Here is a 23,894-nt window from a genome sequence, read left to right as displayed (position 1 = left end):
TGAAAAGGCAGTTGTTCCTACCGACATGGAGTCCAGTCATGAAGCTGCGCCACCTGCAGAACCAGACATTCGCCCCACTGCCAAAAAAACTTTCAGGTCTTTGTTATAGCCCGTTCCGCGAAGGCCAGTCCCCTGCGTCACGCAACTATCCTTCTGCCAGGCAAATCAGCGAAGATCTGGCTCTGATCAGCCAGTACACCGACAGCATCAGAACCTATTCAGTGCATCGCACGCTGGGACTCATCCCCGGACTGGCTGCCCAGTTCGGTCTTGACGTAGTGCTAGGCATCTGGATTGGGCCTGATGAAGAAAAAAATGAAGTGGAGATACAACGCGCGATTGCCATTGCCAATGAGCATGACAACGTCAGTGCGATCCTGGTTGGCAACGAGACCCTGTTCCGCCATGACGTATCCATCGATCAGCTCAAACACTATCTCACTAGAGTCCGAGCGGCGACTGCACTACCGGTTTCATGCTCAGAACAATGGCACATATGGCAAAGCGATCCGGATCTTGCAGCGCATGTCGATCTGATCGCGGTACATATCCTGCCCTTCTGGGAGCCTGTCCCTCAGCGGCACGTTCAGGAAGTCTTGTTGGCTCGGCTTACTGTGCTGAACGAGTTGTTTCCGGACATGCTTATCGTGGTATCGGAAATGGGATGGCCCAGTGGCGGACGCCGCAGTAACACCATCCAATCGACCACCCGACAACAAAGGCATTACCTGCTCCACAGCATCCATTTGATGAAACAGCGTCATTGCCGTTTCTACATCATTGAGGCATTCGACCAGCCGTGGAAAACCGAAGAAGGCGCTGTCGGCGCGCAGTGGGGCATCATGGACGCAGCGCGCCGTCCGAAGTTCTCATTCGACACATCACTACTGGAAAATTTGTCCAGTCACTCTTTCGCCCATGATCTGATTGACGGGTCTGCGCTGCAACACAGATCCAGACTCATCCTGCCACTGCTCGCGTGCACCTGGATCGCCTTGGTACTCGCCATCAGTATGATCTCGAGTAGTGAGTACTCCACCGCTGTAATGATCGGTGCCTCATCGCTCGTACTCCTGAACCTGACAGCGGGGCTTTTCACCGAGATCCATGAGTGGCTGGAAGCGGCCTGGACATCCCGTTCCCGGCGGATGTTCCTGCCTGTACTGGCTCGCGATGCCATCCGCCCCACAGTGTCGATTCACCTGCCATGCTGCAACGAACCACCCGACATGGTCATCAGTACCCTCAATGCTCTTGCAGCAATGGACTACCCCGATTTCGAGGTTATCGTCGTTGATAACAACACGCACGACCCCGCTATCTGGACGCCTGTCCAACAGCATTGCCAACGACTTGGCCCGCAGTTCCGTTTCTTCCACCTCGACAGCCTGGATGGTTTCAAGGCGGGCGCCCTGAACTATGCGTTAGTAAAAACGGCAGCCAATGCACAGGTCATTGGGGTGGTGGACTCTGACTACTGCGTCAGTCGCCATTGGCTGAAAATGATGGTGCCGCACTTCAGCAACCCTGCAATCGCGCTGGTGCAATGCCCTCAAGATTACAGTGACGGTAAGCACAGCTTATTCAAACGGAGCTGCTTTGCTGAATACAAGGGCTTTTTCAGTATTGGTATGGTCATTCGCAATGACCACAATGCGATTATTCAACACGGCACCATGACACTGGTCAGGCGCGGTGTACTCGAAGAACTGGGATGGGCCAACTGGTGCATTTGCGAAGACGCCGAACTGGGCCTGCGGATTCTGCAAAAAGGCCATCTCACCGCTTACTCTCTTCAGAGCTGCGGCAGAGGCCTGACGCCGGACACTTTCATCGACTTCAAGAAACAGCGATCACGGTGGGCCTATGGGGCGGTCCAGATCCTCAAGCGCCACCGCAAATCTTTGTTTCGCGGCACATGCGATTCGCTCAATGGAGCGCAACGCTATTACTTCATTGCGGGTTGGTTGCCCTGGATAAACGAAGGTATCGCGTTTCTGTTCACGCTCTTCTCTCTGCTGTGGACGCTGCTGATGCTGCTGCCCGACCTGCAGCTACATGCGCCACCGGTCGTTCTGCCGTTGTCGCTCATCACGATATACCTAGTGAAGATCAGCAAGACTTTGCATCTGTATCAGCGGCTAGTCGGCTTGGATCTCCGTGATGCCATGGCGGCCGTGGTTGCAGGACTGGCGCTCTACCACACCATTGCCAGAGCTGTCATGTCCGGCCTTTTCACTCGCAACATGCCATTCTTCCGGACCCCAAAAAATGCCGACAGCCATGGCCTGCTGGTGGCCATCTCGGAAGTCCGCGAAGAGCTGTTCATCATGCTGCTGTTGTGGGGTGCCGCGCTGGGGATCTGCCTGGTACAAGGCTTGCCGAGCAACGACATGCGTTTCTGGGTAACCATGCTGCTGGTGCAGTCGCTGCCGTATCTGGCCGCGCTGATCATGGCGTTTCTGTCGTCGCTGCCCAAACCCAAGGCGTCGACCGAGCCCGCCACGGCCTGAAACAATTGTGCGCTGTACTAAACGGCGGCCTTCGGGTCGCCGTTTTGCTTTAAGATAACCCCCTTTTTTGCATTGCGAGAACCTGGCGCGCAGCCCGATCTGGAACGCAATCCTTGTGGGAGGGAGCTTGCTCGCGAAGAGGCCGGTACTGTGGATGTCGATTCGGCGCCTGGCAGGCATTCTTCGCGAGCAAGCTCCCCCCACAGGATTACCATCCCGTTCAGGCCCGCCACGGTGACGCAGACACAACCTACGGACCTTTCATGACAGCCCCAGCCGACCTTTCGCCCACTTTGCAACTCGCCTGCGACCTGATCCGTCGCCCATCGGTCACACCGCTCGATGCCGACTGTCAGGCCGTGATGATGAAACGCCTGGGCGATGCCGGTTTCACGCTGGAGCCAATGCGCATCGAGGATGTGGATAACTTCTGGGCCACCCACGGCACCGATGACGGTCCTGTGCTGTGTTTCGCCGGCCACACCGACGTGGTCCCGACCGGTCCGGTGAAGGCCTGGCAGAACGATCCGTTCAACGCGCTGATCGATGAGCACGGCATGCTCTGCGGCCGTGGCGCTGCCGACATGAAAGGCAGCCTGGCGTCGATGATCATCGCCACCGAGCGTTTCGTCGCCGACCACCCGAACCACAAGGGCAAGGTCGCCTACCTGATCACCAGCGATGAAGAAGGCCCGGCGCATCACGGCACCAAGGCAGTGGTCGAGCGCCTGGCCGCCCGCAAAGAGCGTCTGGACTGGTGCATCGTCGGCGAACCGTCGAGCACTACCCTGGTCGGTGACGTGGTCAAGAACGGGCGCCGTGGCTCTCTCGGCGCCACCCTGACCGTCAAGGGTGTCCAGGGCCATGTCGCTTACCCGCATCTGGCGAAGAACCCGATTCACCTGGCCTCCCCAGCGCTGGCCGAACTGGCCGCCGAGCATTGGGACGAAGGCAATGCGTTCTTCCCGCCCACCAGCTTCCAGATTTCCAACCTGAACTCCGGCACCGGCGCCACCAACGTGATTCCGGGTGACCTGACGGCGGTGTTCAACTTTCGCTTCTCTACCGAATCCACGGTGGAAGGCCTGCAGAAGCGCGTCGCCGATATCCTCGACAAGCACGATCTGGACTGGCACGTCGAATGGGCGCTGTCGGGCCTGCCGTTCCTCACCGAGCCCGGCGCATTGCTGGACGCGGTGTCGGCCAGCATCAGGACTGTCACCGGCCGTGAAACCAAGGCCTCTACCAGCGGCGGTACGTCGGATGGCCGTTTCATCGCGACCCTGGGTACGCAAGTGGTCGAGTTGGGCCCGGTGAACGCCACGATCCATCAGGTCAACGAACGCATCCTGGCCAGCGATCTCGACGTGCTGACCGAGATCTACTACCAGACCCTGGTCAAGTTGCTCGCCTGATGCTGACCTGCCCAATCTGTTCAGGCCCGCTCGACGCAGCGGACAACGGCGTGGTGTGTCCGGTGGGCCACCGCTTCGACCGCGCTCGTCAGGGCTACTTGAACCTGCTGCCGGTGCAGCACAAGAACAGCCGTGACCCTGGCGACAATCAGGCGATGGTCGAGGCACGCCGCGACTTTCTCAATGCCGGGCATTACGCTCCGGTGGCGAAACGTCTGGCCGAACTTGCGGCCGAACGCAATCCTGCGCACTGGCTGGACATCGGTTGTGGCGAGGGGTACTACACCGCGCAGATTGCCGATGCCCTGCCCGGTGCGGATGGCTATGCGTTGGATATCTCGCGGGAAGCGGTCAAACGCGCCTGCAAGCGTAATCCAGACCTGAGCTGGTTGATCGCCAGCATGGCCCGTGTGCCGTTGCCGGATGCCAGTATTCAGTTCATCGCCAGCGTGTTCAGCCCGCTGGACTGGGCCGAAGCCAAGCGTTTGCTGTCCCCCGGTGGCGGCCTGATGCGGGTCGGACCGACCAGCGAGCACCTGATGGAACTGCGTCAGCGTCTGTACGACGAAGTCCGTGACTACGCGGATGACAAGCACCTGGCGCTGGTGCCCAAAGGCATGAGCCTGCAACACAGCGAAACCCTGCAGTTCAAGCTGACGCTGGTGGAGGGCCAGGCTCGCGCCAACCTGTTGGCCATGACGCCCCACGGCTGGCGCGCGAGTGCAGAGCGTCGGGCCGGTGTCATCGATCAGGCCGAGCCGTTCGAGACCACGGTGTCGATGCGCTACGATTATTTCGTTCTGCAGTGACCGCTCAGACTTACAACGACTGAATCCGCGAATGGATTTTCCAGAACAATCACGAGGCATCCATGCGCCAACCCGATATCGAGATTTACCTGAAAGACGCTGACGTCGACCACAAGGCCATCACCGCCTGGCTGACCGCGGACGTCGGCCCGTGCAGCGAGTGGGTCCAGAAAGGCCAGACCTGGAAGTGCACCGCCGGGAACATTCCGGTCACCTGGATTCCCAAAGCCGTGGGCAAGTGGAACAGCCTGTGCCTGGACAGCGACCAGACACCGTGGGAAGACGACATCGCCTGCGCCCGCGCAGCGTTTGCCGCCATGAACGTTGAAGTGCGCTGCGCACCGGGGACCTGGGTCGAGGAAGAAAGCGAAGAGGATGCCGATCGCTGGATTCGCATCAGCACCGACGGTGAGGAAGAGATCACCTGGCGGACTTCGTAAATCGGGCAACACGCATTGATCGGTAGCAGTCCGGCTTGCCGGCGGTTGCGAACTTGAAAAAGTCACCGCCGGCAAGCCGGACTGCTATAGCAAATAGGTCGCGCTCATCAAAGCTACCCCCTCCCCGCTTTGCCCATCCCCGCCATATCCGGCAAACTGGCCGCTTCGTGGGCGTTGGCCCCCTAGCGCAGAATTCGTATGACCCGTTCCCCGTTTCGCCGTCTCGTGTTCGGCACCCTGCGGCGCCTCCTCTACCTGTGGGTGCGCTCGGAGACGATCAATCAGTCGTCGTTCACCCTTAATCTGGATCGCAGCCGCCCGGTGTTCTATGCGCTGCAGAATCCCTCTCTGAGCGATCTCGCCGTACTCGATACCGAATGCCGCAAGGCTGGCCTGCCACGCCCGGTGCTGCCCGTGGCGGTCGGCAACCTGACCGAGCCTGCCGCGTTCTTTTACCTGACCCCGGAGCCGGACTGGCTTGGCCGTCAAGACAAACGCGGCGCGCCGCCAACGCTTGAACGGCTGGTCAGCGCAGTCAGCCACAACGCCGCCGAAGACGCGCAGATCATCCCGGTCAGCGTGTTCTGGGGTCAGTCGCCCGACAAGGAAGACAGCCCCTGGAAGCTGCTGTTCGCCGACAGTTGGGCAGTCACCGGCCGTCTGCGCCGCTTCGTCACCATCCTGATTCTTGGCCGCAAGACCCGCGTGCAGTTCTCCGCCCCTGTGCATTTGCGTGAACTGGTCGATGAGAACAAAGGCTACGAGCGCACGGTACGCATGGCCCAACGCCTGCTTCGTGTACATTTCCGCAATCTGAAAACCGCGACCATCGGGCCTGACCTGTCTCACCGTCGTAATCTGGTCAAGGGCCTGGTCGCCGATCCGCTGGTGAAACAGGCGATTCTCGACGAAGCCGCCCGGGAGAAAATCCCCGAAGCCAAGGCGCGGGAAAAAGCCCTGCATTACGGCAACGAAATCGCCTCGGATTACACCTACACCGCGATCCGTTTTCTGGAAGTGGTGTTGAGCTGGTTCTGGAACAAGATCTACGACGGCATCAAGGTCAGTCATCTGGAAGGCGTGCAGAACGTCGCCCAAGGCAACGAAATCATCTATGTGCCGTGCCATCGCAGCCACATCGACTATCTGCTGCTGTCCTACCTGCTGTTCCGCAACGGCCTGACGCCGCCGCACATTGCCGCGGGCATCAACCTCAACATGCCGGTGATCGGCAGCCTGCTGCGTCGTGGCGGGGCGTTTTTCATGCGTCGCACCTTCAAGGGCAACCCGCTGTACACCGCCGTGTTCAACGAATACCTGCATACCCTGTTCACCAAGGGTTTTCCGGTGGAGTATTTCGTCGAAGGCGGCCGCTCGCGCACCGGCCGCATGCTGCAACCCAAGACCGGCATGCTCGCCATCACGCTGCGCAGCTTCCTGCGCAACTCCCGCACGCCCATCGTTTTCGTGCCGGTGTACATCGGTTATGAGCGGGTGCTGGAAGGTCGTACCTATCTGGGCGAACTGCGCGGTGCGGCGAAGAAGAAAGAATCGATCTTCGACATCTTCAAGGTCATCGGCGCGCTCAAGCAGCGCTTCGGCCAGGTCTCGGTCAACTTCGGAGAGCCAATCAAACTGGCGGATTTTCTCGACCATGAGCAGCCTGACTGGCGCACTCAGGAGCTGGGGCCAGTGTTCAAACCAGCATGGTTGAACGAGACCACCAGCCGTCTCGGCGAATGTGTCGCACGGCATCTGAACGAAGCAGCCGCGATCAATCCGGTGAATCTGGTGGCGCTGGCCTTGCTGTCGACGCAGAGACACGCGCTGGACGATCAGGCCCTTGGGCGCGTGCTCGATCTCTACCTGACCCTGCTGCGCAGCGTGCCCTATTCGCCGCACACCTCCTTGCCGGAAGGCGATGGCCGCGCGCTTATCGAGCATGTGAAAGGCATGGACCTGCTGTCGGAGCAGAAAGACGCGTTGGGCAAGATTCTCTATCTGGACGAGCAGAACGCCGTCCTGATGACCTACTACCGCAACAACGTCCTGCACATCTTCGCTCTGCCCTCGCTGCTGGCCAGTTTCTTCCAGAGTTCGTCGCGCATGAGCCGCGAGCAGGTCCTGCGTTATGCCCGCGCGCTTTACCCGTACCTGCAATCGGAGCTGTTCATCCGCTGGTCGCTGGACGAGCTGGATGGGGTGATAGATCAGTGGCTGGCGGCATTTGTCGAGCAGGGTCTGCTGCGCTTCGAGAATGACGTCTACCTGCGTCCGGCGCCTAGCTCGCGGCATTTCGTGTTGCTGACCGTGCTCTCTCGGGCCATTGCCCAGACCTTGCAGCGTTTTTACATGTCGATCTCGCTGCTGCTCAACAGTGGTCAGCACACGCTGACGGCCGAAGAACTGGAGGACCTGTGCACGATCATGGCTCAGCGCCTGTCGATCCTGCACGGCCTCAATGCCCCGGAATTCTTCGACAAGAGTCTGTTCCGCCACTTCATTCAGACGTTGCTGGATCAGGATGTCCTGCGCAAGAACGAGAACGGCAAGCTGGGTTATCACGAACTGCTGGGCGAATTGGCCGAAGGTGCCGCCAAAAGGGTTTTACCTGCCGAAATACGTTTATCGATTCGCCAGGTCGCACTGCATCGCAATGAAGAGGTCCTAGAACCAGGCCCGAATGCCTGATTCGATGTTGTGGGAGGAAGCATGCCGGCGATGCAATATGACCGGCACTGTTATGTTGACGGGTATACCGCCGTCGCAAGCAAGCTCCCTCCTACGGAGAACTTCATATGACCTCGCGAGCGAGTACCGACGCGACAAGGAGATCCACCCGATGAAACATATCCTGCTGACCCTGATGGCGACTTTCCTGGCAGCCTGCGCCGGTCACTCCCCGGACAACACGCCCGGCACGGTCGATGGCGAGGTGTTTTACCTGCAACGCATGGCCCTACCGCCAACCGCAGTCCTGGAAGTTTCCCTCCAGGACGTATCGCTCGCCGACGCTCCGGCACAGACACTCTCTAGCCAAAAAGGCCCGATCAAAGGCCAGGTTCCGCTGCCGTTTCACCTGACCTACGACCAGAAACAGGTCAAGCCGGGCCACACCTATTCGGTCAGTGCGCGAATCGAAGTCGATGGCGAACTGCTGATGATCAGCACCGAACGCTACACCGTAGACCTGACGCTGGAAGAAAAACCCCCAGTCAAGATTCGTTTGAACCCGGCGCGCTAGCCCCTGATTTTCCCGTTTTTGCATAAGGATGCTTACCCATGCTGCTTCGCTCTCTCTCGTTCACCGGCTTGTGTGCTGGCCTGCTGCTGTCGGCCAGTGCGTTCGCCTTGTCGCTGAACGACTTGTCACAATCGGACGCCACGGGAGGCCTCAAAGATGCCCTGACCCAAGGCGCGCAGATCGCGGTCAAGCAACTGGGCGTGCCTGGCGGCTTCAGCAACAACAAGGACGTGCGCATCGAGCTGCCGGGCAAACTCGGTAAGGTCGCGAGCAAGATGAAGCAGTTCGGCATGGGCGCGCAGGTCGACCAGTTGGAAACCAGCATGAACCAGGCGGCCGAAGCGGCGGTGCCTCAGGCGCAGGCGTTGCTGGTCGACGCCGTGAAGAAGATGAGCGTGTCGGACGCCAAGGGCATTCTCAGAGGCGGCAAGGATTCGGCCACCGAATACCTGAATAAATCCAGCCGCGAACAGATCCGCGCCAAGTTCCTGCCCATCGTCAAACAGGCCACCGACAAGGTTGGCCTCGCGCAGAAATACAATGCGTTCGCAGGGCAAGCCGCAACTCTGGGTGTAGTCGATGCGAAGGATGCCAATGTCGAAGGTTACGTGACCGAGAAGGCCCTCGACGGCCTGTTCGAAATGATCGCCAAACAGGAAGAAAGCATCCGCGCCAACCCGGCCGCTGCGGCGACAAGCCTGGCGAAGAAGGTGTTTGGGGCGCTGTAATCCATCGCCGTTCACCTGAAACGAAAAAACCCCGGCGCTGTTAGGCGTCGGGGCTTTTTTTCAGGGCCATGGCCTGGGAGTCAGATGTGCAGCCAGGCCATGAGGCCAGGCAACACTGGCAACCAACCCCGCCTATTGCTCATGGAACATCTGACGAAGTGTCAGCCGGTCGCGCAGTGTGAACACCCACTCTCGGCCTACCTTGTTTTTTTCAAAGGCACCCTGCGCCGCCAGACCATTCAACGCAGCTGACGCCGTGTTGTAAGAGCACTCAAGGTTCTCCTTGACGTTGACCGCAGTGAACTCCTTGTCAATGCCGTTGAGCGCGACCTGGAATATGGCTTTCTGTTTATCGGTAAGCTTTTCGAACATCGTTGACTGTTCTAGCCAACGATCAAAACTCAACGCGTCGGACACCGTCTGTTTGTAGGTGGTCAGGAAATCGCTGACCGCCCTCAGGACAATTGAACACTGATAGTCGATGAAGTAGGTCAGATCCATTTCGTCCATCTCACTGTGCAGATACGACCTTCCATATTTGATTGGCGCGTTACGCAACAGAACGCTTATCGCGATGTAGCGAAAGGCAGAGAAGCCATGACGGAACAAATGCCAGTAGAAAAGCGCACGTGCGACTCGGCCGTTGCCATCTCGAAACGGGTGCTCGTACCCCACCGCGAAATGCAGACCGATGGCCTTGATCAGCGGGTGAAGATAGTCAGCGTGCTCCAGGTCATGATGCGGCGTGTTGATCCAGTCAGCCAGCCGCTGCAACCGGTCCTTCAGGCCCACGGCCGGAGGCGGTACATGAACCGTGTTGCCGTCACCGTCCTGCACCACTACGTCATCGTTCAGCCGGAAAATGCCGGGGGAGTACTTGCTGTCATCAATCCCGCCGACACCTACGGCGTGCAGTTCAGCAATGAGTTCGACACTCAGTGGCTCCGTGCGCTTTTCCCACGCGAATTGCATCAGTCTGAAATTGCCTATGATCATCCGCTCGTCAGGTGTGCGCGGCTGGCGATTGCGCTTGAGCATGTCCTTGGCGACTTTGGTCGTCGTCGCAGCGCCCTCCAACTGGCTGCTGCTGATGGCTTCGTCTTCGATCAGGTCATTGAGCAAATAGTGAAAATGGGCGTTCTCGCCGATGTGGCTGCTGATGTGCTCCAGGGCGGCCATGGTCGTGTGACGGTCAACGCACGTAATCGCTCGCTGCGCCAGAGGCGTCAGCAGATAGGTGCAGCGGAACGTCGGGCCCTTTGCAATCAGAATCGTCGACTGTTGAGCCGAACGCGCCGACTTGACCAGACTCCAGCAGATGCGCGGATCGAGTTCAGGTGGCCAGCGGTGGCGCAGTTGGTCGTAAGGGAGATAGCGCCCGTGCTCATCCAGCGGCGTATGCAGCGCCAGATAGCGCGCGGGGTCTTGCCAGAAACGGTTATCCGCAGACTGACGGAACAAGTCGCATGGCGGCACGGGCCGCGGTGGTGGTTTGATCATGCCTGTCTCAGTTTTGTTGATTACTGAGACACCAATACACCAGCGGACGAGCCATGTCTCAATATTATCCAATTTTGAGATATGGCTCGAAACCTACAGCGCCTCCTCTTTCTTCACCTTGAACCACGCCGCATAGAGCGCCGGCAAAAACAGCAACGTCAGTGCCGTGGCGACGATGAGGCCGCCCATGATCGCTACGGCCATCGGGCCGAAGAACACGCTGCGCGATAGCGGGATCATCGCCAGCACCGCGGCCAGTGCAGTCAGCACGATGGGGCGGAAGCGGCGTACGGTGGCTTCGATGATGGCCTGCCAGCGGTCCAGACCTGCGGCGATGTCCTGTTCGATCTGGTCGACCAGAATTACCGAGTTACGCATGATCATCCCGGACAGCGCGATGGTGCCGAGCATGGCCACGAAGCCGAACGGCTGGCCGAATAAAAGCAGGAACAGAGTCACGCCGATCAGGCCCAGAGGCGCGGTCAGAAACACCATGAAGGTGCGTGAGAAACTGCGCAGCTGGATCATCAGCAAGGTCAGCACCACGACGATGAACAGCGGCACACCGGCGTTGACCGAGTTCTGGCCTCGGGTTGAATCCTCCACGGTACCGCCGACTTCAAGGAGGTAGCCATCCGGCAATTGAGCGCGTACCGCTTCAAGCGTCGGCAGGATTTGGTTGACCAGGGTTGCTGGTTGTTCCTTGCCATAAATGTCGGCGCGGATGGTCACGTTGGGCAGGCGATTGCGGTGCCAGATGATGCCCTCTTCAAAGCCGTATTCCAGAGTTGCCACCTGAGACAACGCGACACTGCTGCCATTTTCCGTGGGGATTGAAAGACTGGCCAGACCACCCAGTTCATGGCGCTCCTGCTCGGTGCCGCGCAGCAGGATTTCAATCAGTTCGTCGTCTTCGCGATACTGGCTGACGCTGGAGCCGGTGAGCTGGCTTTGCAGGAAGCGCGACAGATCGGCCGTGGTCACACCAAGGGCCCTCGCACGGTCCTGATCAACATTGAGATACACGACCTTGCTGGGTTCCTCCCAGTCCAGATGCACGTTCACCACATGGGGGTTTTCCCGAACCTTGGCCGCCACTTTGCGGGCCAGCGCACGCACCTCGTCGATGTGCTCGCCAGTAATTCTGAACTGCACCGGATAGCCCACGGGCGGGCCGTTTTCCAGACGTGTTACCCGCGGCCGCAGCATCGGGAATTGTTCGTCGAGCGTCTGAATCAACCAGGTTCGTAACGCTTCGCGGTCCTCGATGGTTTTGGCCAGGACCACGAACTGCGCGAAGCTTGCGGCCGGCAATTGCTGATCCAGCGGCAGATAGAAACGTGGCGAACCGGTCCCGACATACGCCACGTAATTCTCGACGCCAGCGTGGTCCTTGATCATCGCCTCAAGCCGTTTGACCTGCTCGGTGGTGTTGCTCAATGAAGCACCTTCGGCGAGCTTCAGATCGACCATCAGTTCGAGCCGCCCCGAGGCCGGGAAGAACTGCTGCGGGACGAAGCGGAAACTGAAAATCGACAGCACGAAAAGCGCGATGGTCAGGACGATGACGGTCTTGCGCCGCCGCACGCACCAGCCGACCAAGGCCCGAACGCGCTTGTAGAACGGTGTGCCATAAGGGTCCGGCGCGTTTGGCCCCGAGCCGTGTTTCGCAGCGTGGATTTTCGCCAGATCCGGCAATAGCCGCTCACCCAGATAAGGCACGAAAACCACTGCAGCCACCCACGACGCCAGCAAGGCGATGGTCACGACCTGAAAGATCGAACGGGTGTATTCCCCGGTGCTCGACTGCGCCGTGGCAATCGGCAGAAAGCCCGCCGCGGTAATCAAGGTGCCGGTCAGCATCGGGAAGGCGGTGCTGGTCCAGGCGAAACTCGCCGCCTTCAACCGGTCGTAGCCCTGCTCCATTTTGATCGCCATCATCTCCACGGCGATGATCGCGTCGTCCACCAGCAGCCCCAACGCGAGAACCAACGCGCCGAGGGAAATCTTGTGCAAGCCGATCCCCAGGTAATACATGCAGGCGAAAGTCATCGCGAGCACCACCGGTATCGCCAGCGCCACCACCATGCCGGTGCGTACGCCCAGCGAGAAAAAGCTCACCAGCAGCACAATGCCCAGCGCTTCGGCCAATACCTGAACGAACTCGCCGACACTGGTTTTTACCGCTGCGGGTTGATCCGAAACCTTGCGCAACTGCATGCCCGCCGGGAGGTTGTTCTGCAAGCGCGCGAACTCGCCTTCCAGCGCCTTGCCCAGCACGAGAATGTCGCCACCGTCCTTCATCGCCACGGCCAGACCGATCGCATCCTCACTCATGAAACGCATGCGCGGCGCGGGTGGATCGTTGAAACCCCGGCGCACATCGGCCAGATCACTGATGCGAAACGTGCGATCACCGACGCGAATCGGGAAGTCGCGAATCTCGTCGACAGTCTGAAAACGCCCTGTAACGCGAAGCTGAACACGCTCGCTCGGCGTTTCGAAGAAGCTCGCAGCGACCACTGCGTTCTGCGCTTCCAGCGCCTGCTGTACGGCCTGCAACGGAAGCCCCAGGGTGGCGAGTTTGACGTTGGACAGTTCGATCCAGATCTTCTCGTCCTGCAACCCCAGCAATTCCACCTTGCCGACATCCTTGACCCGTTGCAGCTGGATCTGGATTCGGTCGGCGTAGTCCTTCAGGACGGCGTAGTCGAAGCCTTCACCCGTCAGCGCATAAATATTGCCGAAGGTAGTGCCGAATTCATCATTGAAGAACGGGCCCTGCACGCCGGCTGGAAGCGTCTGACGGATGTCACCGATCTTCTTGCGGATCTGGTACCAGAGCTCCGGCAGTTTCGCCGAGACCAGCGAGTCCCGCGCCACGAAGGTCACCTGAGATTCACCGGGGCGCGAGAACGAGACGATGCGCTCGTAATCACCGGTTTCCATCAGCTTTTTTTCGATGCGATCAGTGACCTGGCGCGATACTTCCTCGGCACTGGCGCCCGGCCACAGCGTGCGAATGACCATGGCCTTGAAGGTAAAAGGCGGGTCTTCGCTTTGTCCCAGCTTGGTGTAGGACAGTGCACCAACCACAGCCAGCAGAATCATCAGGTACAGGACCATCTGCCGGTTGCGCAGGGCCCATTCGGAGAGGTTGAAACGCATCCGTGCTACTCCTTCGCTGCCAGTTTCACCGCGCGATTGCTGCGGTCGACCGGGCGAATCTGCTCGCCCTCGTGCAGCACATGAACACCGGCAGCCACCACCCAGTCGCTGGCCTCAAGGCCGCTCAACACGGGCACCGATTCCTGGCCGTAGGCGCCGACCTGCACCGGGGTGCGCTTGAGGGTGTTATCGCTTTGCAGACGCCAGACGTAAGTGGCGCCGTTCTCTGCGGTCACAGCCGACAGCGGCACCGACAACGGCACGCTGTGCTCGGACTGAATGAACACGCGGGCGCTTTGGCCAAGTTCCGCGGGCACCTTGCCGCCCGCAAAGGCGATGCGCGCCGCGAACGTGCGCGAGCGTGGATCGGCAGCCGGGGAAAGCTCACGAATGCGGCCGGGGAAACGCTGCTCGCGTTGCGTCCACAGTTCGACCGAAACCGGGTCACCGATCTTGAACCGCCCGTAGTTCTGTTCCGGCAGGCTGATCGACACTTCGCGCTCGCCATCGGCGGCGAGGGTGAAAACCGTTTGCCCGGCGGCGACCACTTGGCCGACCTCTACCAGACGCTTGGCGACGACGCCATCCTGTGACGCACGAAGCACGGCGTAACTGGTCTGATTGTCGGCAACGGTGAGTTCGGCCTTCAGCTGTCTAAGGCGGGCATCACCTGCGCGATAGAGGTTTTCGGTGTTGTCATACTGGGACTTGCTGACCATCTGCCGGTCCATCAGCGTCTTGTAACGGTCCCGCTCGGAGCGGACCATCTGCAGGTTGGCTTCGGCGGCGGCGACCTGCGCGCGAGTGGCGTCCAGTTGCAGACGTACGTCCTGGGCATCCAGTTCGGCCAGAGCTTGATTGGCCTTGACGCGCTCGCCCTCTTCCACCAGACGCTTGCTGACTTTGCCTGGAATCCGGAATGCGAGATCCGGCTCGAATCGCGCACGGACTTCGCCGGGGTAGCTGTCCATGGATTGGGATGACGGCACAGGTTGCACTACCATGGCCGGACGCACGGTGGCCGGAATTGACACTTCCTGGCCACAGCCCGCCAGCAAGGACACCAGACTGATGGGCACGACAAGAAACAAGGCATCGCGAAACATGGTGAGGCACCTTGGCAAAAGAGCGCTTTGAATAATTGTACTGGCGAGTATATTAAGAATTACCGAACTGAACAGTCCACTAATAAAATCGAATATGCCTGAAGGATCCATGACCGACTCGACATCCAACACAGGCCCAGGCCGCCCGAAAGACCTGGCCAAGCGCCAAGCCATCCTCGACGCGGCGAAAACCCTGTTCGTGCGCAACGGATATGCGAGCACCAGCATGGATGCGGTTGCCACGGAGGCCGGGGTTTCCAAACTCACGGTCTATAGCCACTTCAATGACAAGGAAACACTGTTTTCAGCGGCCGTGGTGGCGCGTTGCGAAGAACAATTGCCGGAGCTGTTCGTCGACATGCCGCCAAATGCGCCGGTTGAGAAAGTGTTGCTAGGTATTGCAAGAGGCTTTCAGACGCTGATCAACAGCCCTGAATCGCTGGAACTGCATCGCCTGATGATTGCCCTTGGCACGCAGGACTCGAAGCTGTCCGAGGTGTTTTTCGAGGCGGGGCCGCAACGCATCCTGCATGAAATGGAGCGTTTTCTGACCCGCGTGAACGACACCGAAGGCTTGCACTTCGACTCGCCCATGAGCGCGGCCGGGCACTTTCTGAGCCTGATCAAAGGCGTATGCAATTTCCGACTGCTGATCGGCAATGGTGAGTTGCCGAATGAGCAGGCCGCAGAGCAGCACGTTCAGGAGGTTGTGGCGTTGTTCTTGAAGGCTTACAAGGCCTGAGAGTCAACGCTAGACCTTGTGGGAGGGAGCTCCCTGCCAATTCCTGAGTTTCGCGGTGCCGGCAAGCAACCCCTGCGACCATTTACGCCTTCAACGCCTTCTTCGGATAGATGTCATAGCGGCTGGATTTGCCATCCAGCGCGTAGCTGGGCTTGGCGCCTTCGATGCACGGCGCCTTGCGCGGGCGCTTGACCACGACCCGGTGGGTCGCCAGCGCCAGTGCGGCCTCAAGCAGCGCCGGGGCGTCCATATCGTCGCCCACCAGCGGCCGGAACAGGCGCATTTCCTTCTTCACCAGCGCGGTTTTCTCGCGATGGGGAAACATCGGGTCGAGGTAGATAACCTGCGGCGGCTCACCCTCCCAATTGCGCAGCAGCTCGATGGAGTTACCTGTGAGCAACCGCATTTGCCCGATGATCCCGCCGACATCCAGATCCTGAGCCCCGCGCGCCAGACCATCCTCCAACAGCGCGGCAATGATCGGCTGACGTTCGATCAGGCTCATTTCACAACCCAGGCTGGCCAGTACGAACGCATCCTTACCCAAGCCTGCCGTCGCATCGAGCACACGCGGACGCACGCCGGGCTGAATACCGACCGCCTTGGCGATCATCTGCCCGCTGCCGCCGCCGAAAAGACGCCGATGCGCGGCCTTGCCTTCAACGAAGTCAACCCGCACAGGGCCCGGCACATCGTCGCCCAACTGCTGCAGCTGCAGCCCTTCGTCACTCACTTGCAAGGCAAAATCCGCCTCGGCATCCTCCAGCGGCAGGCCCAGACGCTCGGCCCAATCTGCGGCTTTCTGCTGGCCGTCGGCGGTCAAGGTTTCGACCCGGATGCGGCTGCCCGTCTGTTGCTCGTTCATCGTTTCTACACGCTCAAATTTTCTTAATGATTGGCAACATCTGCCGATAACGAAAGTATCCGGCATTTTGCCAGACCCACGGCATGTACTGAGCGCTTATGTCAGACATTCAGCAAACATCCTCGATAGGTTATTTGACGTACGCAGGCGACTACAGCGTACGCAATACCGAAACCCTGAGCGGCGTCACGCAGCTCTGGCAGGATGCGTTTGCCCGTGCGATGGCCCAGCAGGTCGACGACAACGCCGGCACCACCCCACACTACAGCGCAGTGGTTGCGACGGACAGCATGACTGGCGAGCCCATCGCTGGCGCCAAGACCCTGAGCAAGATCGTCGAACAACGCGAATGCCCCGTACAAGACACGGAAATCGCACCGCCTGAACCCCTGTTTCTGCCGATTGCCGAGTTCGAATGGGACCTGGCCAAACCCGCCGAGCCGTTCAGCGCCGCCGAGATGATCGAGCAGCAGCGCAACCTGGAAATCGACAGCAGTTGGGTACGCCCAACCGTGCTCAACCCTTACGACGACAGCGTCGATCCGGGCCCTGGCCCTCAGCCGCGCCCCCTGTTCCTGCCAATCGCCGAATTCGAATGGGATCTGGCCGACAAACCCGCCACGCCTTACAGCGCCGAAGAGATGACCGAACAACAGCGCCATCTGGAATTCGACAACGGCTGGGCGCGGCCTATCGTGTTGCAGAACCTGCGCATCGCCGCCTGATAATTAGCTACGTCTTTAGATACCGCTCCTGCTCACCGGCACACCCGCCAATGCCCCATGTCCACATGAAAATGGTTCCGATGGGCAGCGTTGTAATCCGGTCCTAAGACCGTGTTGAAATGCTTGCAGGCACCATCCCTGACCAGCCTCAGAAATTTCCCGTCATCGCCGTCGTCGTTCCAATCTTTGAGTACTGAAACCCTCCGCCCGTCTGCAAGACGAAAACCTGCGATGTCCAGCGCATTGGCCGACGCATGCTGACTGAGGCGACCTTCCGTGCGGTTATAAACGTTGCGGCAGGCAAAACTGCCCAGATGATCGACCTGAGTGACCCTTTGCCCAAACACCGCCTGCGCAGCCGGTTGCAGCGCGTGGATGTCGAACAGCGCATAAGCCACTGCCAAGGGGCAACTGGAGAGAAAGCTGCTGCTCAACGCGACATCGCCGCCTTGAATGCGAAGCGTGTTGGTGAGAGGACATCTGGCGTCCGGGGCACTGTCAGCCTGATGGCCGTAGCGCAGGGTCGAGGTTTGCAGGGCTTGATCGCAAAGCGTCGGATCATCCTGCAGGCGCCAGAGTTTGTAGGTGGTCAGTAGGTTCGGCTGTTGGCGTACATCCAGCGGCGCCCAGGGGTTCCAGCGATTCGGGACTTCGAGCCAACCGCGCCATACCGAAATGGCGACTCCCGCGCAGATCAACAACAACACAAGGAACAGGGTCGAACCGCGCATGGGCAAGGTTTCCGCGAAGTGAAGAAGACGTCCCCCTATCGACCTCACAACAACCCGAGTTGCTCCACCTGCGGCCCACGATCGAGCTCTGGCAATGCTGGCAGGCCTGGAAGCAACTTCATCAATTGCAGATGGAAACGTCGGGCAAGATCCGGGGCTTGAAGATTGTCAGGCGTGTGCAGGAATACATAGGGCGTGCGTCCTTCCTCGATCCAGCCCGCGACCTTCTGTGCCCACTGTTCGACGAAACTGTGGTTGGCGTCCAGCTCCGGATGCCCAATGAACCGCACCTGCGGAAACTGGGTGAGGGCGGCAGGACGTGGCGGGACTTTGGGTTTCTTCGACTGCGCGTGCAGAACCGCAGGATCCCTGGAAATGCAGCTGAACAATGGTCGCGAATCCAGACAGATGCGCTCCACACCGCGATCCAGCAACAGGCGATTGAGCATGCGCTCTTCCTCACCCTTGTTGAAGAACGCCATGTTGCGCACTTCTACCGCCAGCGCCCTACCCTCCAGCGCATCGATGAAAGTGCCCAGTTCGGCAAGGCGATTGGGCGTGAAGGTCGCAGGCAGTTGCAGCCACAACGGCTGGACCCGGGAGCCCAATGGAGCCAGCAGTTGGAGGAAGCTTTCGGCGGCAGTCAGATGCTCGCGCAGGTCGCCCGCATGAGTGATGTCACCAGGAAACTTGGCGGTGAACCGAAAATGCTCGGGCAGAACCTGCGCCCAGCGCTGCACGGTCGTTTCCTTGGGGCTGGCATAAAACGTGGTGTTGCCTTCGACGGCATTGAAGACTTGAGCGTAGAGCTCGAGAAAATCGCTAGAGCGGGCGTCGGGCGGGTACAGCGACTCGCGCCAGGCGTTTTCACTCCAGGACGGGCAACCGACAAAATAGGGAGGGTTGGAGACGTTCAAACGTGAAGATCGAGCCCCGAGACTTCAAGATCCCAGTCGACAAAGGTGGACGTCGTCAGATAGCTGCTCAGCGCGTGAGCGACACGCGTGCTCACGGCGCGAGGGAAGATGATGTCTTGCTGGCGCGCAGGCACGTTCGCCGTGGTGCCGGTCTGGCGCCGCGACGACTGCGGGATGACTTCGACGTCATCGATCACTTCTTCGGAAGCGTTGTCGATCGTCGCAGAGCCTTTGCGTGGCTTGCGCTTTATCGGGTACGAACGTTGTGAAGGACCATTAATCCGCATCGATGCTTACTCGGCGTCTTGTAGTGGCAATTTAATCTCACGATAAGCAGTTAAGCAAACTCGCGAACGATAACTAGACCACAGTTATTACAAAACGTTTAAAGCCACCGGGCAGAAAATGTGCATTTGTCGCCGAACGGTAGTCACAGGTGTGACTTTGGTCGCAGAACGGGCGTGTTTGAAGCATCGGCAGGCGTACGCTGGATACGCTAATGCTTCATGCCTGTGACCTCCGGCGTCTCCCACAAGGTAATGAGGTATGCGGAGTAGGTGTCCGTTCAGCGCGCTTTCGGCGTGGCTACTTTGTCGCGTAGATAAACCGGCTGCGCATCGTCAGCAACAATGGCTTCGCCGCGATGCCACGCAAAGGTGCCGAGAGTCAGCAGATCCCGGGCGTGGGGTAGCATGCTGGCGTCATGGCCGGACAACTTCACCGGGATACGCTCGGCATAACCCCAGCCGGTGCCAGCACCGAACCAGTCACCGGACGCATCTGCAGGCAACGCAGCCTGCTCAGGCGGCATTACGGCCTCGGTTCCCACCAGTCTCATCTCACCGTTCGCCTCGCGATAGCAGCCCCAGTAGACCTCGTCCATACGTGCATCGATGGCAGCGGCCACCTGCCTGACACCCTGCTCACGAAACGCACGCTGCGCGAGTACGGCAAGGTTGGAGACCGGGAGCACTGGACGATCCAGGCCGAACGCCAACCCCTGAACCACCCCAATGGCGATGCGAACGCCGGTGAACGCACCCGGCCCGCGGCCAAAGGCGATGGCGTCCAGCGCAGACAGGCCAATGCCCGCCTCGGCCAGCAGGTCCTTGATCATCGGCAGGAGTTTCTGCGCATGCAGGCGCGGGATCACCTCGTAGTGAGTCAGCACCTTGCCGTCGTGCAGCAAGGCGACTGAGCAGGCTTCAGTGGCGGTGTCCAGGGCCAGCAAGGTCGTCATCGGGGGTTCCATGGTTGCAAAGAGGATGTACTGGAGAGTCGTACGCAAAAGTGCCGCATTATAAACAACAACAGCCCGCAAGCGGGCTGTTGTTCACTGCGCTGATCGAAGGATCAGTCCAGTGCTGCGTTCACCTTGGCGGTGATGTCTTCAACGGAGCCGACGCCTGCAATGCTGCTGAACTTTGGCGTGCCGTCTTTGGCTTGCAGTTCCTGGTAGAACTTGACCAGAGGCTCGGTCTGCGCGTGATAGACCGACAGGCGATGACGAACGGTTTCTTCAACATCGTCCTTGCGCTGGACGAGGTCTTCACCGGTTTCGTTGTCCTTGCCTTCAACCTTCGGCGGGTTGAATACGGTGTGATAAACGCGGCCCGAACCTTCGTGCACTCGACGGCCGGAAATGCGCTTGACGATTTCTTCGTCGTCGACTTTGATCTCGACCACGTGATCGATCGCCAGGCCGGCATTCTTCAGGGCTTCAGCCTGAGGAATGGTGCGCGGGAAGCCGTCGAACAGGCAACCGTTGGCGCAGTCTGGCTGCGACAGTCGATCCTTGATCAGGCCAATGATCAGGTCATCGGAAACCAGACCGCCGCTGTCCATGACGCTTTTGGCCTTCAGGCCCAGCTCGGTGCCCGCCTTGACTGCTGCGCGCAGCATGTCACCGGTGGAGATTTGTGGAATGCCGAATTTCTTGGTGATGAACGTTGCCTGAGTACCTTTACCGGCCCCGGGAGCTCCCAGCAGAATCACGCGCATTGTTGTGCTCCTCAATTTTTTATAGAGATTTCGTCGGATTCGCCTAAATGGGGCCAATCGCTAAAAATTTAACTGACCCAACGGCCAAAGGCTGATCAAGATACACAGCCGATTCATGCCGCACAAGACGCCAAAAGTCGCAGCAACCCGCGAAAAACCAGTAGCTTGCCAACGATCAATACTTTGGCAGGACCCGGTGCAACTTTGTGGGGATGCGCCATTGCCGATCACCCGCGCGCCGCAAGATGAAGGCTTGCGCCCTCATCCGCGTAGGAAACTTCACATCAGCCGGTGTTGCGCAAACCGGCGGCAATCCCTGCGACAGACACCAGCAACGCCTGTACCAAAGGACTGTCCAGGCTGACTTCCTGACTGCGTGATCGGGCCAGCAATTCGGCCTGCAATAGATGAAGAGGATCAAGGTAGGTATTGCGCAGGCTGATGAATTCCAGGGTTTCCGGGCTGTGGGCCAACAGCTGCGACTGGCCGGTCAGCCCGAGGACCACATTGCACGCCTGCGACAATAGGTCGCGCAAATGCGCCCCCAAATGCTGCAACCCCGGCTCCACCAGACGTTCGTCGTAGAGCTGCGCGATATCGCTGTCGGCTTTGGCCAGAACCATCTCCAGCATGTCGATACGGGTGCGGAAGAACGGCCATTGCTCGCGCATCTGCCCCAGCAAATCACCCTGCCCGCGTTCCAGCGCCTTGCTCAGTGCATCTTCCCAACCGAGCCAGGCGGGTAACATCAGCCGGGTCTGGGTCCAGGCGAAAATCCACGGGATCGCCCGCAGACTCTCGACGCCCCCCTCGCGGCGCTTGGCAGGACGACTGCCCAACGGCAAGCGACCCAGCTCCTGCTCTGGCGTCGCCTGGCGGAAGTAGTCGACGAACTCGGGGTTTTCCCGCACCACCGCGCGGTAGGCGCTGACGCCATCTGCCGCCAGTTCATCCATCATTTGCCGCCAGGCCGGCTCAGGCATCGGCGGCGGTTGCAGCGTGGCTTCCAGCACGGCAGCCAGATAAAGGTTGAGGTTCTGCTCGGCGATGTCCGGCAGACCGAACTTGAAGCGGATCATCTCGCCCTGCTCAGTGGTGCGGAAACGTCCAGCGACCGAGCCCGGCGGTTGCGACAGAATGGCCGCGTGCGCAGGGCCGCCACCACGACCGACCGTGCCGCCGCGACCATGGAACAGCAGCAATTCGACCTGTTGCGCCCGGCAAATCTCTACCAATTTTTCCTGCGCGCGATACTGCGCCCACGCAGCCGCGGTGGTGCCCGCATCCTTGGCAGAGTCGGAATACCCGATCATGACTTCCTGCGGGCCATGCAGACGCAGGCGATAACCCGGCAGGCTGAGCAGGTGCCCGATCACCGGCCCGGCGTTATCCAGATCCGCGAGGGTCTCGAACAACGGCACCACCCGCATTGGGCGCTGCAGCCCTGCTTCTTTAAGCAACAACTGCACAGCCAACACGTCGGAAGCTGCCCCCGCCATGGAAATCACGTAGGAACCCAGGGATGCAGCAGGTGCGGCCGCGACTTCTCGACAGGTCGCCAGCACTTCGGCAGTGTCGGCAGCCGGCTTGAAATGCGCGGGCAGCAGAGGTCGTTTGTTGCCCAACTCCTTGAGCAAGAACTCGATGCGTGTCTCTTCGTCCCACTCCTCGTAACGTCCGAGCCCGAGGTAATCGGTGATCTCGGTCATTGCCGAACTGTGCCGCGTGGAATCCTGACGCACATCGAGCTTGACCAGAAACAGGCCGAAAGTGACGGCGCGGCGCAGGCAATCTAGCAATGGGCCGTCGGCGATCACGCCCATGCCGCATTCATGCAGCGACTGGAAACACAGCTGCAACGGGTCGAGCAGATCGCGGTTGTTGTGCAGCACGCCCTCGGGAGCAAGTTGCGTTACGCTCAGCGACGCATGTGCCCAATTGCGCGTGGCTCGCAACCGTTCGCGGAGTTTTTTCAGCACGTTGCGATAGGGTTCGGCGCTGTCTCCGGCAACCGCCATCAACGCCGGGCTGGCCCGCTGCATCGACAATTCCGCCGCCAGTTGATCGACGTCGCGCAGGTAGAGATCCGCCGCCATCCAGCGTGCCAGCAACAACACCTCTCGTGTCACGGCAGCAGTCACATTCGGATTGCCGTCGCGGTCGCCGCCCATCCAGGAGGCAAAGCGGATCGGCGCGGCCTCCAGTGGCAAATGCAGACCGGTCGCGTCTTGCAGCGCTTTGTCGGCCTTGCGCAGATAGTTGGGAATCGCCTGCCAGAGTGAGTTTTCGATGACCGCAAAACCCCACTTGGCTTCATCCACCGGGGTCGGCCGGATGCGCCGAATCTCCTCGGTGTGCCAGGCCTCGGCGATCAACCGCTGCAGGCGCTCGGTGATTTGCTCGCGCTCGTGACGATTGAGGTCGCGATGATCAAGGGCAGCCAGCTGTGCGGCAATCGCATCGTATTTCTGAATCAAGGTCCGCCGCGCCACTTCGGTCGGGTGCGCGGTCAGCACCAGTTCGATTTCCAGCTTGCCAAGCTGACGAGCCAGCGCCTCGGAGGATTGGCCGGACTGCTTCAGACGCTCGAGCAGTTCTGGCAATACGCGGGACTCGAACGGTTGTGGCTTGCTGTCGTCGCGTCGGTGAATCAGCTGATATTGCTCGGCGATGTTGGCGAGGTTGAGAAACTGGTTGAAGGCCCGCGCCACCGGCAGCAATTCGTCTTCACCGAGGCTCTCCAGATTGGAACTCAGCTGCTCGGTGCTTTGCGTAGTGCCATGGCGACCGGCCTTGGCACTCTTGCGAATACGCTCGATCTTCTCGAGAAAATCAGCCCCGTGCTGATCACGAATGGTGTTACCCAACAGCTCACCCAACAGGTGAACGTCCTCGCGCAATCGTGCATCGATATCAGCCATCCAGCGTTCTCCTTCAGCGTTTTTTTTGTTCTGCCTTGAGCCAGTTCGATCACTCGAAACTGAACGCCC

The 23,894-nt window shown here is 59.8% G+C and carries 19 protein-coding genes; 9 read left to right on the top strand and 10 right to left on the bottom strand.

The window, feature by feature from the left end:
* Positions 1 to 38 precede the first annotated feature (38 nt).
* From BWR59_RS11945 to BWR59_RS11915, 7 genes are all read left to right on the top strand, one after another.
* Entirely contained in the window at positions 39 to 2,513 is a 2,475-nt protein-coding gene (locus BWR59_RS11945; RefSeq protein ID WP_168184479.1) for a glycosyltransferase, read from the top strand.
* Positions 2,514 to 2,776: 263 nt separating this feature from the next.
* Positions 2,777 to 3,928 (top strand): succinyl-diaminopimelate desuccinylase, encoded by a 1,152-nt coding sequence (gene dapE, locus BWR59_RS11940; RefSeq protein ID WP_081565837.1) that lies wholly within the window; start codon positions 2,777 to 2,779, stop codon positions 3,926 to 3,928.
* Entirely contained in the window at positions 3,928 to 4,737 is an 810-nt protein-coding gene (locus BWR59_RS11935; protein WP_081565836.1) for a putative RNA methyltransferase, read from the top strand. The genes dapE and BWR59_RS11935 overlap by 1 nt, the downstream gene beginning before the upstream one ends.
* Before the next feature lie 62 nt (positions 4,738 to 4,799).
* On the top strand, positions 4,800 to 5,177 hold the full coding sequence (locus tag BWR59_RS11930) for a hypothetical protein (protein WP_081565835.1): 378 nt from the start codon (positions 4,800 to 4,802) through the stop codon (positions 5,175 to 5,177).
* 198 nt (positions 5,178 to 5,375) lie between these two features.
* On the top strand, positions 5,376 to 7,868 hold the full coding sequence (gene plsB, locus BWR59_RS11925; RefSeq protein ID WP_081565834.1) for a glycerol-3-phosphate 1-O-acyltransferase PlsB: 2,493 nt from the start codon (positions 5,376 to 5,378) through the stop codon (positions 7,866 to 7,868).
* A gap of 151 nt (positions 7,869 to 8,019) precedes the next feature.
* Entirely contained in the window at positions 8,020 to 8,421 is a 402-nt protein-coding gene (locus tag BWR59_RS11920; protein ID WP_081565833.1) for a YbaY family lipoprotein, read from the top strand.
* Between the two features lie 38 nt (positions 8,422 to 8,459).
* Complete coding sequence (locus BWR59_RS11915; protein ID WP_081565832.1) at positions 8,460 to 9,149, top strand: DUF4197 domain-containing protein; 690 nt, start codon at positions 8,460 to 8,462, stop codon at positions 9,147 to 9,149.
* Positions 9,150 to 9,281: 132 nt separating this feature from the next.
* Here BWR59_RS11915 and BWR59_RS11910 read toward each other — a convergent pair whose 3' ends face one another.
* The 3 genes from BWR59_RS11910 to BWR59_RS11900 form a co-directional block, all read right to left on the bottom strand.
* On the bottom strand, positions 9,282 to 10,649 hold the full coding sequence (locus tag BWR59_RS11910) for a Fic family protein (protein WP_081565831.1): 1,368 nt from the start codon (positions 10,647 to 10,649) through the stop codon (positions 9,282 to 9,284).
* Between the two features lie 93 nt (positions 10,650 to 10,742).
* On the bottom strand, positions 10,743 to 13,817 hold the full coding sequence (locus BWR59_RS11905; protein ID WP_081565830.1) for an efflux RND transporter permease subunit: 3,075 nt from the start codon (positions 13,815 to 13,817) through the stop codon (positions 10,743 to 10,745).
* Positions 13,818 to 13,822: 5 nt separating this feature from the next.
* Complete coding sequence (locus BWR59_RS11900) at positions 13,823 to 14,923, bottom strand: efflux RND transporter periplasmic adaptor subunit (protein ID WP_081565829.1); 1,101 nt, start codon at positions 14,921 to 14,923, stop codon at positions 13,823 to 13,825.
* Between the two features lie 109 nt (positions 14,924 to 15,032).
* On the opposite strand from BWR59_RS11900, the gene BWR59_RS11895 reads away from it, so the two are divergent.
* Positions 15,033 to 15,665 (top strand): TetR/AcrR family transcriptional regulator, encoded by a 633-nt coding sequence (locus BWR59_RS11895; RefSeq protein ID WP_081565828.1) that lies wholly within the window; start codon positions 15,033 to 15,035, stop codon positions 15,663 to 15,665.
* An 82-nt stretch (positions 15,666 to 15,747) separates the two neighbouring features.
* Here BWR59_RS11895 and BWR59_RS11890 read toward each other — a convergent pair whose 3' ends face one another.
* A complete protein-coding gene (locus tag BWR59_RS11890; RefSeq protein ID WP_081565827.1) occupies positions 15,748 to 16,530 on the bottom strand; it encodes a class I SAM-dependent methyltransferase in 783 nt (260 codons plus the stop codon).
* A gap of 98 nt (positions 16,531 to 16,628) precedes the next feature.
* Between BWR59_RS11890 and BWR59_RS11885 the strand changes: the two genes are divergently transcribed.
* Positions 16,629 to 17,255: an energy transducer TonB gene (locus tag BWR59_RS11885; protein WP_081565826.1), complete on the top strand. Its 627-nt coding sequence runs from the start codon at positions 16,629 to 16,631 to the stop codon at positions 17,253 to 17,255.
* A 32-nt stretch (positions 17,256 to 17,287) separates the two neighbouring features.
* On the opposite strand, the gene BWR59_RS11880 is transcribed toward BWR59_RS11885, so the two are convergent.
* The 6 genes from BWR59_RS11880 to ppc all read right to left on the bottom strand — a co-directional run bounded on the left by BWR59_RS11880 (position 17,288) and on the right by ppc (position 23,825).
* A complete protein-coding gene (locus BWR59_RS11880) occupies positions 17,288 to 17,986 on the bottom strand; it encodes an extensin family protein (RefSeq protein WP_081565825.1) in 699 nt (232 codons plus the stop codon).
* A 44-nt stretch (positions 17,987 to 18,030) separates the two neighbouring features.
* On the bottom strand, positions 18,031 to 18,903 hold the full coding sequence (locus BWR59_RS11875; protein ID WP_081565824.1) for a DUF72 domain-containing protein: 873 nt from the start codon (positions 18,901 to 18,903) through the stop codon (positions 18,031 to 18,033).
* A complete protein-coding gene (locus BWR59_RS11870) occupies positions 18,900 to 19,190 on the bottom strand; it encodes a hypothetical protein (RefSeq protein ID WP_081565823.1) in 291 nt (96 codons plus the stop codon). The genes BWR59_RS11875 and BWR59_RS11870 overlap by 4 nt, the downstream gene beginning before the upstream one ends.
* A gap of 278 nt (positions 19,191 to 19,468) precedes the next feature.
* Positions 19,469 to 20,143: a tRNA (adenosine(37)-N6)-threonylcarbamoyltransferase complex dimerization subunit type 1 TsaB gene (gene tsaB / locus BWR59_RS11865; protein WP_081565822.1), complete on the bottom strand. Its 675-nt coding sequence runs from the start codon at positions 20,141 to 20,143 to the stop codon at positions 19,469 to 19,471.
* A gap of 113 nt (positions 20,144 to 20,256) precedes the next feature.
* A complete protein-coding gene (gene adk / locus BWR59_RS11860; protein ID WP_081565821.1) occupies positions 20,257 to 20,904 on the bottom strand; it encodes an adenylate kinase in 648 nt (215 codons plus the stop codon).
* Between the two features lie 284 nt (positions 20,905 to 21,188).
* The gene (gene ppc / locus BWR59_RS11855; protein WP_081565820.1) at positions 21,189 to 23,825 is read right to left on the bottom strand and encodes a phosphoenolpyruvate carboxylase; all 2,637 of its coding nucleotides are present in this window, start codon (positions 23,823 to 23,825) and stop codon (positions 21,189 to 21,191) included.
* Positions 23,826 to 23,894 lie beyond the last annotated feature (69 nt).

This window comes from Pseudomonas sp. Bc-h, from assembly GCF_002080045.1.
In the GTDB taxonomy this organism is placed as follows: Bacteria; Pseudomonadota; Gammaproteobacteria; order Pseudomonadales; family Pseudomonadaceae; genus Aquipseudomonas.
Note: the sequence above shows the minus strand (reverse complement) of the source record. Positions and strands in the feature narration are given on the sequence as shown.